Consider the following 14,481-nt stretch of genomic DNA (forward strand, 5'->3'; position numbering starts at 1 on the left):
CAGCGGATCAGGTCGCGGCCGTCGGGAGTGACTCCCGGCGGCTTCGGCCGTTCCGGACCAAACTCGCCTTGGCGGTCACCATCGCCAGGGCCTTCCGCGCTCCGGTGGCCTCCGGCGTGTGCAGCGCCTCGAACAAGGTGAGGGCCTGCTGCCAGCACCGTTCCGCCTCGGCGAACGAGCCTTCCTGAGCCCAGAGCCCGCCCAGCCCGGCATGCGCCCGGGCCAACTCGAAACGATCGTCGAGAGCCTTCGCCTCTTCCAGTGCGACCTCGAACTGTTCCAGGGCCAGATCCGGCTGGCCCGTTTGCTGGTAGGCCCGGCCGAGGTCGTTGCGGATCTCGATCGTGAGCGGCCGGTTGCCGATGTCGTCGCACAACTCCAGCGCCTCGCGATGACAGCGCACGGCCCAACCGCCCCGGCCTTCCGCCCGGTGCAACCGGCCAAGGCCGCTCAACGCGTCGCTTTGCCCGGCGGGATACCCGAGCCGCCGGGACAACGCGAGCGACTGCTCGAAGTGGATCCGGGCCTCCGGCAACCGCCCGAGCGCTTCGTATCCCACCCCCGCGTTCGCCAACGCGTAGGCCTCTTCGAAGGTGCCGTCATCACCCAGCCCACGGGTGATCTCCAGGCTCTGCAGGAAATACGCCAGCGCTTCGTCGTACCGGCCGAGCCGAAGCGAACTCCAGCCGAGCCCGGCGAGCGTCGTGCTCATCCGCGGTTTGTTGTCGATGGCGACGAAGATGGCGAGCGCCTCGCGATGGCTGTCGACCGCGTCCTGGTAGCGGCCGAGCCGGAAGTGGCCGAGGGCAACGTTCGACAAGCCGCTGCCGACACCCTTTTGATTGCCGACGGCCCGGGCGAGTTCGAGCGCGCGCAGATAGGCGGCCCGGCCGTCGGCGTAAGACCCCAGCCGCCAGTAGACACAGCCCAGCACGTTGTACGCGCGACTGCGGGTGTCGTCGTCGAGGGCGCAGCGCACGGCCTCTTGATGCAGCGTCTCGGCCTCGCAGAAGTATCCGGCGGTGTCGAGGTAGTAGTGCAGCATCATCGACATGTCCGTCACGTACGACGGGCGGCCGGATTCCGCCGCGCACAAGGCGGTCGCGACCAGGTTCAGCCGTTCGCGGTCGAGCCAGGTCCGGGCCGCGGCCGGATCCGTCGCCCGGGGAAGCTCACCCATGCCGACGGCATCACCCCAGCGCAGCCAATCGTGCGGCGCGTAGCTGGTAACCGCTGAGGCCACAGCCGATCGGTAGTACGCGAAGAGCCCATCGAGGGCCCCGCGTCGTACCGCTGGAGCCTCCTCGTCCTGGGCCCGGTCCGAGGCCAGCACGCGGATCAAGTCATGCAGGTCGTACCGGCCGTGCCCTCGGTCCTGAACCAGGCTCGCGCGCACAAGGTCCGCCAGGAGCGGTGAGGCCTCGTCCGGTTCGAGCCCGGCAAGAGCGGCCGCCGCCCCTTCGTCGAAGTCGCGGCCCGGGTGGACCGACAGCAAGCGCAACAACCGTTGCGCGTCCGGCCCGAGCGCCTCGTACGACGAGGAGAGCGCGAGCGCCACGCCATCGTCGAGGCGCAACCGGGACCGGTGTTCCACCAGCCGCTCGAGGTGGTCCCGCAACGACCACCCGGGCGATGCCTTGATCCGGCTGGCCAGTACGGCGAGGGCCAGCGGTAGATGCCCGGCCAATTCGGCGATTCGCCGCGCGGTCGCCGGGTCGGCGTCCACCACGGCCGAGCCCGCCGTACGGCGAAGCAGGTCGAGCGACTCGGGCAGCGCGAAGACGCCGAGTCGAAGCCGCCGGGCATCGGGTAGACCGGCGAGATGGCGACGGCTGGTCACAATCGTGAAGCTGTTCGACCCGGGCGACAGCAACGGCTCGACCTGCTGCTCGGAGGCCGCGTTGTCGAGCAGGATCACCGCCTGCTTGTCCGCGAGCAACCGGCGGAAGAGGGCCGACCGGCCACAGAGGTCGAGACCGTGGATGCGGCTGCCGGAGACCCCGAGGCGGCGAAGAAACCCATCCAGTACCGCGGCCGGATCAGCCGGCAGACGGTCCGGATCATGGCCGCGCAGGTTCACCGCGAACTGGAGTTCGCCGCCTTGCCCGCGTTCGATCAGCTGGTGCGCGAGATGGGTGGCCAGGGTGGTCTTGCCGACGCCCGGCATTCCTTCCACCAGCAGCAGGCCTCGCGTCGTACTGCTCTCGAGGGCGGCGGCCAGTTCGGCGGCGCGGCCGGTGAAGGCGCCCGGGTCCTCGGGCAGAACGTCGACGCTGACCACGGCGGCATCCGCCGCGAGGCCGCTCACCACCTGGTGGGCCTGGCGCCACTCGGCCGCCCGGGTCTCGTCGTCGAGCAGAACGCGGGCGATGTCGACGACCAGCTCGACGTCGAGCCGGCAGCGGCCCGGGCTGAGGCAGCGGTAGACGGTGTTGTACGCCGGGATCTCGGCCACGTTCCGCTCCTGACGCGAACGCACCACGCGGCGATGGATCTCCCGGTACGACACCCCCGACCAGGCCTGCAGTGCGCGCAGACACGCGCTGAGTTCCTCGACCGTCCGGGCTCCTATCGGGCCCGGCGCCCCCTCCGCGACCAGCTTCACGTGGACCTCCCCAGTTCCGAAGGGAGTCTAACCGTTTGTCACAGTCCGGTTACAGAAACGGAGTGTCGGCTCGTGTCCGGCTGGTCCGCCACGGCAGCCGGCCGGCACCGTGGGGGCGGGGCCGGCCGGGCTGCCACTGTGGGGGCAGTGGATCTGCGTGTTACCGGGTGTGCGGGTTGTCGCGGAACTCCGACTCGCACTTGAGGCGGTCGCCGAGGTCGACGCAGACCTGAATACCCGCGCGCATGATGTCGCCGCTGGTGTTCAGCTCACGGCCGCTGTAGGGGCCCCACGGCTCGCTCTCACACGTGCCGTCGTCCTCGTGCCACGCGCCGTTGGCGTAGGCGCCGCTGCGCAGCTGGGCGCGGGCTCGCGCGATCACGCGGAAGCCGTCGCCGGGGCAGGTGTCGTTGATGACCCATTTGTTGTACGTGACCGAGCGCGCGGCGGTGAAGTTGAGGTCCGCGTAGGACGAACCGCCCGAGTCACCACCCGACGGGTAGGTGTGGACCTTCACGTAGATGTGGCCGTCCTCGGCCACCGCGGGGGTGATACCGAGCGTCAGCAGGGCGGCCGAGGTGGCCGCGATGCCGAGCGTCCTGAGGGACATGCGCATGACAAAACTCCTTCTCACTGAGCGGTCCTGTCCAGTCACGAACAGTTGCCCGAACGCTCGCACCTGCACCGCCCAGCTGTCCCCGTTCCCGATCAAATCCGGTCAGCCGACGGCAGCTGGCATTCATCGGCGCCAAGAAATGGGTGGTCAGCCGTCCTCGGCGGCGGGCTCGCCGGCCATTTGGCAGGCGCCGTTCTGCAAGCGCCGGATCAGCCGACGGCGCTGAGAGGGCGGATTCCGACGAATGAACGCATGGAAAAGGTTAGGCGGAGAGCGCGGCCAGGTGGGTGGCTACGGTGTCGGCCTCGGGGGTTTGCAGGCGGTCGAAGAGGACCAGGGCGAGGCGGAGTTCGGCCTGGGCGGCGGTGTGATCGCCGAGCCGGACCAGCGCGCGGGCCGAGCCGAGATGACTCCGGGCCCGTTCGTACGGATCACCGAGTTCCGCCGCGATCGCCAACGCCTCGCGGTGCTGGTCGAACCCGGCCTCAGGCGATCCGGCCAGGCTGTACACGGTGCCGGACTCGTTCAGCGCTAGGGCCTCGGCATCGCGGTTGCCCGCCTCGCGGGCGATCGCCAGCGCGAGGTCGAGCCGGGCTCGCGCGGGTTCGGTCGCACCGAGAGCGCCCAGGGCCCGGCCGAGCGTGGTCAGGGCATAACCCTCGCCGATACGGTTGCCGACCTCGCGGGCGACGGCCACCGCCTCCTCGGCGTCCGCGCGGGCCTGGTCGAGCCTTCCCAGGCTGAGATTGACCAGAGCCCGGCTGTTCAGCGCGCGGCCTTCGGTTACCCGGTCGCCGGTTTCGCGCAGCATCGCCAGGCAATCCTGCGCCCGGTCGTACGCCTCGTCGTACCGGCCGAGCCGTTCGGTCAGGTGGACCACGTTGTGCAACGCGTGGGCCGTCGCCACCCGGGAGCCGATCGAGGTGGCGATCTCGATGGCCTGGTAGTAGTTCGCGAGGGCCTCGCCGTACGAGCCCACGCGTTCGAGCACCAGGCCGAGGTTGATCAGGGCCCGGATCCGCTCGCGGTGATCGCCGTCGGCGGTCGCGATCGCGAGCGCCTCGGCGTACACCTCGCGGGCCTCGCCGAACTTGCCCAGGCGCCAGTAGACGACCCCGAGGCTGCTGAGGGCCTTGCCCCGCGAAGCGCGCGGCGCGACCTGGGCCGCCCGCGTGTGCAGGACCTCGCCATCCGCGTAATGCCCGGCGTCGTCGAGGTACCGATAGAGGATCGAGGACAGGTCGACGGCATGCCCGGGTAACCCCTGGTCGGCGGCCCGCAGACCACAGGCAACGAGGTTGACCCGTTCCGCCTCCAGCCAAGCCAGTGCCTCGTCCCGGTCGGCCGGTGCCACCAGCGGTACGGCGGATGGCGCCACCCGCGGACGCCAGTCCGTCTCGTGCGGCGCGTATACCGACATCGCTACGGCCGCCATCGCCCGGTAGTGGTCCATCAACCGGGCGAAGGCCGCGCGCCGCGAACTCGCCGGGTCCTCGTCACTGCCACATCGCGCGGCGTACACCCGGACCAGGTCGTGCATCTCGAACCGCCCGGGCGCGCGTTGTTGCAGCAGGCTCCCGAGCAGCAGATCCCCCAGCAGGCTTGACGTTTCAGCCTCGTCGCCGCCCGCGAGAACGGCCGCCGCGGCAGTGTCGAAATCCGCGCCCGGGTGCAAAGCCAGCATGCGCAGCAAGGTCCGATGCGCCGGCGACAAGCTCGCGTACGACTGGGCCAAGGCGATCTCCACGGCATCGTCGAGGCACAACGTCTGGCCGCGTTCGACAAGCCGCTCGAGGTGATCGGTGAGACTCCAGTCCGGCCGGGCCTCGATCCGCCCGGCGACCAGGGCCAGCGCGAGTGGCAACTGCCCGACCTGTACGGCGATCCGCCCGGCCGTGTCGGGATCCGCGTGGATCCGCGCGGGCGTGACCGATTTCGCCAGCAGCTCGGCGGATTCGGCCGGCGTGAACGGGCCGAGCTGCAGCCGTTCCGCGCCGGGCAGCTCGAGGCGCCGCCGGCTGGTGACCAGCACCAGGCTGCCGGGTACGCCGGGCAGCAGGGGCATCACCTGATCGGCCGAGGCGGCGTTGTCCAGCAGCAGCACGGACTTCTTGCCGGTGAGCAGTTCGCCCAGTTTCGCCGTACGGGCCGCGCAGTTCGTACCCGGCAGGCGGTTCGTCCGCACCCCGAGCAGGCGCAGGAACGCGTCCAGCACGGCACCGGGATCGGCCGGTTCGCGTGGGTCGTAGCCGCGGAGGTTCACCGCGAGGACCTGCTGCACGCCGCCCAGTTGGTGCGCCGCGTGCACGATCAGCCGGGTCTTGCCGACTCCGGCCATACCGTCGACCGCGATCACCACGGGTTCCGACCGCCCGAACGCGGACCGCCGCAGCCGCCCGAGCGCCTCGGCCCGGCCGGTGAAGACCTCGAGGTCATCCGGCAGGTGGTCCGTCACGTTCACCACCGCCGCGTCGGAGGCGGCGCCCGTGACGAGCTGGTAGGCCTGCCGCCATGCGAGCACGGCCTGCTCGTCGGACTCCCCCGGCTCTTCCGCCAGCAGCGCCCGTACGACGTCGACGACCAGCTCGACGTCGAGGCGGCTCCGCCCCGGCTGCAGACAGCGATAGACCGTGTCGTACGCCGGGATCTCCGCGACGCCACGCGCCGTCCGGCTCTTGACTATGCGGCGATGCAGCTCGCGGTACGACAGGTCGGACCAGGCCCGCAGTTCGCGCAGGCGTGATCCGAACGCGGCCATGCTGTCAACGCCGTCAGGCCGCGGCGGTACGGTTCCGGACATTCGCGTGCGCCTCCCGTGGTTCCCCCCGAACCAGCTCGCCGGGCGAGGCTAACCGGTCCAGACGCAGAACGCGACGGTTCACTCACCGAACGTCGGCGAATCCTGGGTAAATATTTACTTCTTGCTGATCAGCGAGCGCAGGAAGAACTGGAGATTGGCCGGGCGCTCCGCGAGGCGGCGAACCAGGTAGCCGTACCAGTCCTCGCCGTACGGCACGTAGACGCGCACGGTGTGACCCTCGCTCGCCAGGCGGCGCTGCTCCTCCGGGCGAATACCGAAGAGCATCTGGAACTCGAAGGTGTCCTTGTGCCGGCCGGCGCGATCCGCCAGCGAACCGGCGATCCGGATCAGCCGCGGGTCGTGCGAGGCCACCATCGGGTAGCCGGCGCCGTTCATCAGGATGCGCAGGCAGCGCACGTACGACTTGTCGACCTCGGCCTTGTTCTGGAAGGCGACCGACTCGGGCTCCTTGTAGGCACCCTTGCAGAGACGGACTCGCGAACCGGCGTGAGCCAGATCACGGCAGTCGGCCTCGGTCCGGCGCAGGTAGGCCTGCAGCACCGCCCCCGTCTCGGGGAAGTCCTGCCGCAGCTCCCGCAGGATCTCCAGCGTCGAGTCGGTGGTGGTGTGGTCTTCCATGTCGAGCGTCACGGTGGTCCCGGCGTTGCGGGCCGCGTGGCAGATCGTGCGCGCGTTCTCCAGCGCGATCTTCTCGCCATCACCCGGCAGCGCCTGGCCGACCGCGGAAAGCTTGACCGAAACCTCGGCCTGCTGGGTCAAGCCGGCCTCGGACAACTGGCGCAGCAGCTCCAGGTAAGCGTCGGTGGTCGCCGTCGCGTCCGCGAGCTCGGTGACGTCCTCACCGAGGTGGTCCAGCGTGACGAACAAGCCGTCGCTGACCAGCTTCTCGGTCGACAGCACGGCCTGGTCGGCGCGTTCACCGGCGACGAACCGGGCCACGATGCCGGACGAAACCGGCAGTGACGAAACGGCCTTCTTGATCTTCGGGCTGCGAGACACACCCAGCAGGACCTGGCGAAGCACGACGTTCCTCCTTCATGGCACCCGGCCCCGTATGCCAGGGGTGTTAGCAGGTTACGCGGATGATGCCCCGTCCACTAAATCGGACCACTGCCACGCGTGGTATACCCCCGCTCACCCTCCGCACACTCAAGGGAAAACCCGCATTTCCCAGCTCTTCACTCCCCAGTACCCCACCCCGTCGGCCCCACTCCGGCGAGCGGTCACGCCCAACCCCCAGCCAGGTGGCCGCCTTCAACCACCCCTTCTTCGCTGCCGTGTCCTTCCGCGAGCCATGCACGGCTCTGGCGTGCGACCCGTTCCGGGCTGAAGTTGGAGTGATGGCCGGGGTCGCTGTAGTTCGTTTTGGGGCCGTCCGGCGAGTGGTCGGGTCGTGCTCAGGGGCTTGCGCGCGTGGTCGCGTGTGCGCACCTTAGCCGGGCTGGTCTAGTGCCGATGGCAGGGTCGTCTTGGTGAGTCCACTCGACATTTTCCGGACCGCAAAACGTCCGGTGGACTCACCAAGCACTTCCATCAACCGCATGGTTCGGGCGGCGTTGTGCATCACAGCCAAAGGGGGGCACCTCCCGCTGACGGCAGTTCATCGTGTCCTAGCAGGTGTTATCGGCCCCTGCGCGGACACGAGTGCGGGTGCCCGGCTCCCACAACATGTCCGCAGACGCGTACACCAGCACCCGGCTTTCGGCAGCCGAGGCCGAGTCGCACGCCCCGCCCATCCACTTTCGGACTAGTGGACACCTTCAACCACCCGCGAGTGGTCGCCCCGAAGGTCTGGGCAACTGGCCGCCTATTCCGACCGTCGGCGGTCGGAATCGGGGGTGGACCTGTCAGATCTCGCACGTCTACCCCCTATTCCGACGGTCGACCCTCGGAATTCGGTCGACGCCCACAGGCGCAGCGCCGGGTGGCGGCCCAGAGGTTCGCAGGCGTGACGGATGGCGGTTAGCGATGGCGGTTAGCGATGGCGGCTAGGGGGTGCGGCTAGGGGGTGCGGCGGCGGAGGGTGGCGGCGGCGAAGGCCAGGGCGGCGAGGATGAAGGCCAGGACTACGAGGGCATCCGTGCCGGCGCCTTGGCCGAACCCGCGGCCGATCGCGACTCCGCCGACGGCGTCCACGGCGTACGAAAGCGGGAGCACGTCCGAGACGGCTTGCAGTACGGCGGGCAGGTGGTCGCGTGGTACGAGCAACCCGCACAACAGGAGTTGCGGGATCATCACCGCGGGCATCATCTGAACCGCCTGGAACTCGGTCGAGGCGAAGGCGCTCGCGAGCAGCCCGAGCGCCGTACCGAGCACACCGTCGAGAACCGCGACCACGCCGAGCTGCCAGGCCTGGCCGCGGATGTCCAGATCCAAGGCATACAAGGCGATCGAGACCACGACGGCCGCTTGCACCACCGCGATCAACGCGAAGGCCAGCGCGTAACCAAGCAGGAAATCGAGCTTGCCCATCGGCAGGGTGAACAACCTCGACAAGGTGCCGCTCGAGCGTTCGCGCAAGGTGGCAACCGAGGTGACGATGAACATGATGATCGAAGGGAAGACCGCCAGCAGCGCACCACCAACGCGGTCGAAAGTCTCGGGCGTCTCAGCGAACATCCACCACATCAACGTGACCAGCAGCGCGGGCATCACCACCAGCATCGCCACGGTTCGGTGGTCCCGCCGCAACTGGGCGAGCACCCGGGCGGCGATCGCAAACGTCACGCGCGGGTTCATCGGATTCCCTCCCGCTGCTCGATCAAAGCGAGGAAGGCGGTTTCGATATCGCTGGTTTTCGCCTTGTCCAGCAGGGATTGCGGCGTTCCGTCGGCCAGCAGTTCACCTTCACGCATCAGCATCAACCGGTCGCACCGTACGGCCTCGTCCATCACGTGACTCGACACCAGCAAGGTCGAACCACCTTCGGCCAACCGGTGGAACAACGCCCACAGATCGCGCCGTAGTACGGGATCGAGGCCGACCGTCGGTTCATCCAGTACGAGCAGTTCGGGCTTGCCGAGCAGTGCCGCGGCCAGCGAGGCGCGGGAACGTTGACCACCGGAAAGCCTGTCCACCAAGGCATTCGCGTGATCCGTCAGCGCGACGGCCTCGATCACCCGCTCGACGTCAGCGCCGTCGGCACCGAGCACCGCCGCGAAGAAGCGGAGATTCTCCGTCACGGTCAGATCGCCGTACACGCTGGGTTCCTGAGTGACGTAGCCGATTCGGCCGCGGAGCTTCCGATCACCCGCGGGCAGGCCGAGCACCTCGACCGTGCCGGTGACCTTCGCCTGCAGACCGACGATCGCGCGGATCATCGTGGTCTTACCGCAGCCCGACGGCCCGAGCAGGCCCGTCACCGATCCGGCCGCGAGATCGAAGTCGATGCCGTGCAGCACCTCGCGATCGCCGCGTACGACGGTCACGCCACGGCCGGTCACCGCGTTATTCACCATGTGATGAATTTAGACCTCGGCCCGACACCTTGGCAACCACTGGCGGCTGCCGAAAAAGCTCAGCGGGTGAGGTAGCCCTGGAGGGTCGGGGCGATGCGGGTGATGACCTCGTCGGGGGTGGCCGAGGCGAGCGGCTCCAGCTCGATCACGTAGCGGGCCAGCGCGAGACCCATCAGCTGGCTCGCTACCAGGGCCACTCGCTGCGTCGCGTCGGGCGTACCGAGGACGGCCGCGACCGGGGTGAAGATCATCCGGGTGATGCCCTCGCGCACCATCTTCGCCACCTCCTCACTGGTGACCGCGCCGCGCAGCATCGCCTTCATCCGGGCCTGCCCGGCGTCGGTCTCCCAAACGCTCAGGAAGGTGGTGACGATGCGCGCGCCGAGTTCGTCCAGCGGCCCCCGCATCAGCTCGGTTGCGATCACCCGCGGGTCGATCGGCAGTTCCAGCGCGGCGATGAAGAGGTCTTCCTTGCCGTCGAAATAGTGATGCACCAAGGCCGCGTCCACCCCGGCGTCACGGGCCACCCCGCGGATCGACGTACGGTCGAATCCCTTGCTAGCAAAGGATTCCCGGGCCGCGGCGACGATCTCGCCGCGGGTATCCGGACCACCGGGACGACGGCCGGCCATCAGGTCTCGAGCTCGGAGACCTCGCCGTCGGAGGTGACCGAGTACGACGCGGTACGGCGGCCATCGACCGCGACGGGTCCACGGGTGAAGTGCTTGCGGGTGAACTCCAGCGACTCGACCAGATCCACCTCGCGCTCGGACCGGCTGGCCGAACGGCGGGTGTTGATCTCGATCACGATGTGGCCGCGGAAGTCCCGATTGGCCAGCATGGCGAGCAGATCGCCCGCGCGCTGGGTGCCGCGGCCCGGAACCAGGTGCTCGTCCTTGGCCGAACCGGTGCCGTCGGTCAGGTGGATGTGCGTCAGCGTCTCGCCCATCCGGTGCGCCAGCTCGACGCAGTCCTGCTCGGCGGTCGAGGAGTGCGACAGGTCCAGCGTGGTGTGCGCGTACGAGTGCTCGGTCGGGTCCCAGCTCGGCGCATACGCCTGCAGGCCCTTGCCCGGTGCTCGCCAGGGGTACATGTTCTCGACCGCGAAGGCCACGCCGGTTTCGGCTTCGAGCCGGGCCACGCCTTCGACGAATCCCTTCGCGTATTCGCGTTGCCAGCGAAAGGGCGGATGTACGACGACAACGTCCGCGCCGAGCTCGGTCGCGGCCTCGGCACTTCGTTCGAGCTTGCCCCACGGATCGGTTCCCCAGACCCGCTGGGTGATCAGTAGACAGGGCGCGTGGATCGCCAGCACCGGCAGCTGGTGGTAGTCGACCAGCCGCTTCAGCGCGTCGACCTGGGTGCTCAACGGGTCGATGCCGACCATCACCTCGACCCCGTCGTACCCGAGCCGGGCCGCCAGCTCGAAGCCACTGGCGGTCGACTCGGGATACACCGAGGCGGTGGACAGGCCGATCTTCGGCCCGCGATTTCTCGTGCTCACAGCTCTACTCTCTTTACAACTGGTCCAGGCGTGCCAGGATCACGCCTTCGCGCAGGGCCCAAGGGCAGACCTCGAGCTCCGGTATGTCGAACAGGTCCATCACCGCGTCCGCGACCAGTGCGCCGGCGATGAGCTGATGGGACCGGCCCGGCGAGACGCCGGGCAGATCGGCACGCTCCTCGGCGGTCATCTCGATCAGCTTGGGCAACCATTCGATCAGGTCGGCCCGGGCCAGCGTGCGCGGCACATACGGCCCGTCCGCCGACGGCGCGGCGCCACAAACCCGCGCGAGCGAGCGGAACGTCTTGCTGGTCGCCACGGACCGCTGCGGCCGCCCGGCCCGCAGTACGTCGCCGGCGACCGCCGCCATCTCGATGCGGATCCGCTTGCGCAGCGCCTTGATCTCGTCCTTGTCCGGCTGACTGGTCGAGAACGACTCGCGGGTCAGCCGGCCCGCACCGAGCGGGACGGACACCGCCACGGTCGGGGACTCGTCTGACCCGGCAGCGATCTCGAGGGACCCGCCACCGATGTCGAACACCGCCAGCCGGCCCGAGGACCAGCCGAACCAGCGCCGTACGGCCAGGAAGGTCAGCCGGGCCTCGTCCGTACCGGTGAGCACGACCAGGCGGACGCCGGTCTCGGCCCGGACCCGCTCGAGCACCTCTTCGCCGTTCGGCGCCTCGCGAATCGCCGAGGTGGCGAACGCGTAAACGGATTCGCAGCCCTTGTCCTCGGCCAGCTCCGCCGCTTCGGCCACGAACTCGACCAGGCCGTCGGCGCCGGCGGGCTCGATCAGCCCACGCGGGTCGAGATGCTCGGCCAGCCTCAGTTCGATCTTGTGGGAGTACGCCGGCAAGGGCGCGGCACCACGATGTGCGTCCACCACGAGAAGGTGGACGGTATTGGAACCCACGTCGAGTACGCCGAGCCGCATGCCCTCACGCTACTGGACTGGGCGAAGTGCTGGATCGGCGCTGCACCCGGTTCCGGCGGGTTTGCCCGTAGGCTTAACCGGTGCCTGAGGTTTCTCTCGATTTCCCCCGTGCCTTTGCCGAGTTCCCCGACCCCGCCGACGCCGACCAGATCTTCCGCGTCGACCTGACCTGGCTGACCTCGCGCTGGAGCTGCATCTTCGGCGGTGGTTGTCAGGGCATCTACGCCGGCCGCCCGAACGACGGCTGCTGCACGCTGGGCGCCCACTTCTCCGACGATGACGACGAAAAGCGCGTCAAGACGTGGGTCAAGCTGCTCGGCAAAGAGGACTGGCAGTTCCGCAAGGAGGGCAAAACCAACGGCTGGGTCGAGACCGACGACGACGGCGATCGCAAGACCCGCGTCTTCGACGGCGCGTGCATCTTCCTGAACCGCCCGGGCTTCGAAGGCGGCGCCGGTTGCGCGCTGCACGGCCTCGCGCTGAAGAAGGGCGTGCACTTCGTCGAGACCAAGCCCGACGTGTGCTGGCAACTGCCGATTCGCCGCACCTTCCGCGAGGTCGAGCGCCCGGACGGTACGACGTACACCGAGGTCGGCATCGGCGAGTACGACCGGCGCGGCTGGGGTGCCGGCGGCCACGATCTGGACTGGTACTGCACCGGTAACACCGAGGCTCACGTCGGCGTCGAGGCAGTGTTCGAGTCCAGCCGGGTCGAGCTGCAGACCCTGATGGGCGAGGGCGCCTACGCGATCCTCGAAGGCCTGTGCCGCAACTACCTGGCCACCGGCCGGCCCTTGCTGGAGCACCCGGCCACGACGGAAGTTATGACACCCTAATTCTGCGGGCGCCGCCGCTGGGGACCAGAATGGCGGCATGCGACTTGATCATCTCTCGTACGCCGCCGGCCCCGACGGTGTCCACGCCACGGTCGAGCGCCTGTCCGCCCTGCTCGGCGCCGAGTTCGTCGACGGCGGTATCCATCCACGCTTCGGCACGGTCAACTTCGTGCTGCCGCTGGAGAACGACCGCTACATCGAGGTGGTCGACGTACTGGACCATCCCGCCTCCGACAAGGCGCCGTTCGGCCAGGCCGTGCGCGCCCGCAAGGAGATGGGCGGCGGCTGGCTCGGCTGGGTCGTCTGCGTCCGCGACATGGCCCGGATGGAACAGCGCCTCGGCCGCGAAGCCGTGCCCGGCAACCGTCACCGCCCGGACGGCGTCAACATCACCTGGCGCCAGATCGGCGTCAAGGGCCTGATGGCCGACCCGCAGCTCCCGTTCTTCATCAAGTGGGACGACGAGACGCAGCACCCTTCCGTCGGCGGCAAGGACATTCGCCTCAACGCCCTGGAGATCGCCGGCGACCCCGTCCGCGTCACCGAGTGGATCGGCCACCCCGCCGACCACCTCCTCGACGACCTCGACGTCGCCTGGGTAGGCCCCAACGGCCAACCCGGCCTGGTCGCCGCCATCTTCCAAACCCCCACCGGCATCGTCCGCCTGTAGGTTCCGCTTGGCCCGGTCGACCGGGGGCTTGTCCTTCCGGTCGCCGCTTGGTGCAACCGCCTTGCCCGGTCGGGTTGGCCGGTCGGGTTGGCCGGTCGGGTTGGCCGGTCGGGTCGCCCGTTGGCGCGGGTCGACGGTTGGGCTGGTTGTGCCGTGCACCCGTCCCCCTGAGTCTTCGAATTGTCAGGTGAACCCGGGCCGCGTCAAGGGTCGAGATCGGCTGCGCCGACGCATGCGCGCCCTTGCCCCACCCCGGGTCCACCAAGTGCGGCGGGCTATCAGGGGGGACGGGTGAGGTATGCCCGATTGCGCCGAGTGATCCCGTGGCACGCCGACAGCCTGGTGATCCCCCTCGCGGGAGGCCCGACCATTCGAGTACGACGTCCAGGGGCTCCGCTACGGCGTCCCAAGTGGCGGGTACGGCGTCCCCGGGTGTCCGGTACGGCGTCCCCGGGTCTCCGGTACGGCGTCCCCGGGTCTCCGGTACGGCGTCCCCGGGTCTCCGGTACGGCGTCCCCGGGTCTCCGGTACGGCGTCCCCGGGTCTCCGGTACGGCGTCCCAAGTGGCGGGTACGGCGTCCCGGGCGTCCGGTACGGCGTCCCAAGTGGCGGGTACGGCGTCCCGGGTGGCGCGTGATTCCGCCGGAGGCCCGGCTCGGTGACTACCTGCCGCCAGCGGCAGGCGATCGGCCGAATTCCGGCGCTCTCGGGCGATCATTCCGGCAGCAGGCGCGGCTCCAGCCGTAGGCGCCACGTAGAGCGGCCCTGGCAGTGGCTGGCCACTCGCGTGGTGGGTTACCACCTGGGATTCCGGGGTGGTAACCCACCAGCGCAGTGGCTGGCCACTCTCAGGACTGCTGTGGATCGGTGTCGGTGACCTTCGACCGCAGGCTGGTCGGCGTGGTTTGGCCTCGCGAGAGCCGGGGTTCCGGGTGGGCTACCGGGTTTCGCGCGGCTACCGGGTTTTCGGGTGGCCGCTGCCGAGTTGTTTGACCGCTACCCGGTTGCAGAGCCTGTTGCGTTTTGGGTGTGGC

General features: G+C 69.2%; 11 protein-coding genes. 2 read left to right on the forward strand and 9 right to left on the reverse strand.

Annotated features, from left to right (window positions below; genetic code table 11):
• Positions 1-7: 7 nt before the first annotated feature.
• The 9 genes from ACFFGN_RS20705 to ACFFGN_RS20745 all read right to left on the reverse strand — a co-directional run bounded on the left by ACFFGN_RS20705 (position 8) and on the right by ACFFGN_RS20745 (position 11,941).
• Positions 8-2,605: a tetratricopeptide repeat protein gene (locus tag ACFFGN_RS20705; protein ID WP_380050162.1), complete on the reverse strand. Its 2,598-nt coding sequence runs from the start codon at positions 2,603-2,605 to the stop codon at positions 8-10.
• Between the two features lie 160 nt (positions 2,606-2,765).
• Positions 2,766-3,221, reverse strand: coding sequence for a hypothetical protein (locus ACFFGN_RS20710; protein ID WP_380050165.1), 456 nt, complete (start codon positions 3,219-3,221; stop codon positions 2,766-2,768).
• 262 nt (positions 3,222-3,483) lie between these two features.
• Positions 3,484-6,021, reverse strand: coding sequence for an ATP-binding protein (locus tag ACFFGN_RS20715; protein WP_380050168.1), 2,538 nt, complete (start codon positions 6,019-6,021; stop codon positions 3,484-3,486).
• A 114-nt stretch (positions 6,022-6,135) separates the two neighbouring features.
• Positions 6,136-7,065, reverse strand: coding sequence for a proline dehydrogenase family protein (locus ACFFGN_RS20720; RefSeq protein ID WP_380050172.1), 930 nt, complete (start codon positions 7,063-7,065; stop codon positions 6,136-6,138).
• Positions 7,066-8,043: 978 nt separating this feature from the next.
• Positions 8,044-8,769: an ABC transporter permease gene (locus ACFFGN_RS20725; protein WP_380050175.1), complete on the reverse strand. Its 726-nt coding sequence runs from the start codon at positions 8,767-8,769 to the stop codon at positions 8,044-8,046.
• A gap of 8 nt (positions 8,770-8,777) precedes the next feature.
• Positions 8,778-9,500 carry an ABC transporter ATP-binding protein gene (locus tag ACFFGN_RS20730; protein WP_380050178.1) on the reverse strand — a complete coding sequence of 241 codons (723 nt, stop codon included), beginning with the start codon at positions 9,498-9,500 and terminating at the stop codon, positions 8,778-8,780.
• Between the two features lie 59 nt (positions 9,501-9,559).
• On the reverse strand, positions 9,560-10,132 hold the full coding sequence (locus tag ACFFGN_RS20735; protein ID WP_380050181.1) for a TetR/AcrR family transcriptional regulator: 573 nt from the start codon (positions 10,130-10,132) through the stop codon (positions 9,560-9,562).
• A complete protein-coding gene (locus tag ACFFGN_RS20740; protein WP_380050184.1) occupies positions 10,132-11,004 on the reverse strand; it encodes a sugar phosphate isomerase/epimerase family protein in 873 nt (290 codons plus the stop codon). Before ACFFGN_RS20740 ends, ACFFGN_RS20735 begins: the two co-directional genes overlap by 1 nt.
• A gap of 13 nt (positions 11,005-11,017) precedes the next feature.
• Positions 11,018-11,941, reverse strand: coding sequence for a Ppx/GppA family phosphatase (locus ACFFGN_RS20745; protein ID WP_380050187.1), 924 nt, complete (start codon positions 11,939-11,941; stop codon positions 11,018-11,020).
• An 80-nt stretch (positions 11,942-12,021) separates the two neighbouring features.
• Between ACFFGN_RS20745 and ACFFGN_RS20750 the strand changes: the two genes are divergently transcribed.
• Positions 12,022-12,777: a DUF3109 family protein gene (locus ACFFGN_RS20750; RefSeq protein WP_380050190.1), complete on the forward strand. Its 756-nt coding sequence runs from the start codon at positions 12,022-12,024 to the stop codon at positions 12,775-12,777.
• Positions 12,778-12,814: 37 nt separating this feature from the next.
• Positions 12,815-13,447, forward strand: coding sequence for a VOC family protein (locus tag ACFFGN_RS20755; RefSeq protein WP_380050193.1), 633 nt, complete (start codon positions 12,815-12,817; stop codon positions 13,445-13,447).
• Positions 13,448-14,481 lie beyond the last annotated feature (1,034 nt).

This window comes from Kribbella deserti, from assembly GCF_042434725.1.
GTDB classification, from domain to species: Bacteria; Actinomycetota; Actinomycetes; order Propionibacteriales; family Kribbellaceae; genus Kribbella; species Kribbella deserti.

Excerpts from the sequence above, each read along its gene's own strand:
- ACFFGN_RS20710 (WP_380050165.1), bottom strand. The coding sequence starts at position 3,221 with ATGCGCATGTCCCTCAGGACGCTCGGCATCGCGGCCACCTCGGCCGCC.
- ACFFGN_RS20715 (WP_380050168.1), bottom strand. The coding sequence starts at position 6,021 with ATGTCCGGAACCGTACCGCCGCGGCCTGACGGCGTTGACAGCATGGCC.
- ACFFGN_RS20730 (WP_380050178.1), bottom strand. The coding sequence starts at position 9,500 with ATGGTGAATAACGCGGTGACCGGCCGTGGCGTGACCGTCGTACGCGGC.
- ACFFGN_RS20735 (WP_380050181.1), bottom strand. The coding sequence starts at position 10,132 with ATGGCCGGCCGTCGTCCCGGTGGTCCGGATACCCGCGGCGAGATCGTC.
- ACFFGN_RS20745 (WP_380050187.1), bottom strand. The coding sequence starts at position 11,941 with ATGCGGCTCGGCGTACTCGACGTGGGTTCCAATACCGTCCACCTTCTC.
- ACFFGN_RS20755 (WP_380050193.1), top strand. The coding sequence starts at position 12,815 with ATGCGACTTGATCATCTCTCGTACGCCGCCGGCCCCGACGGTGTCCAC.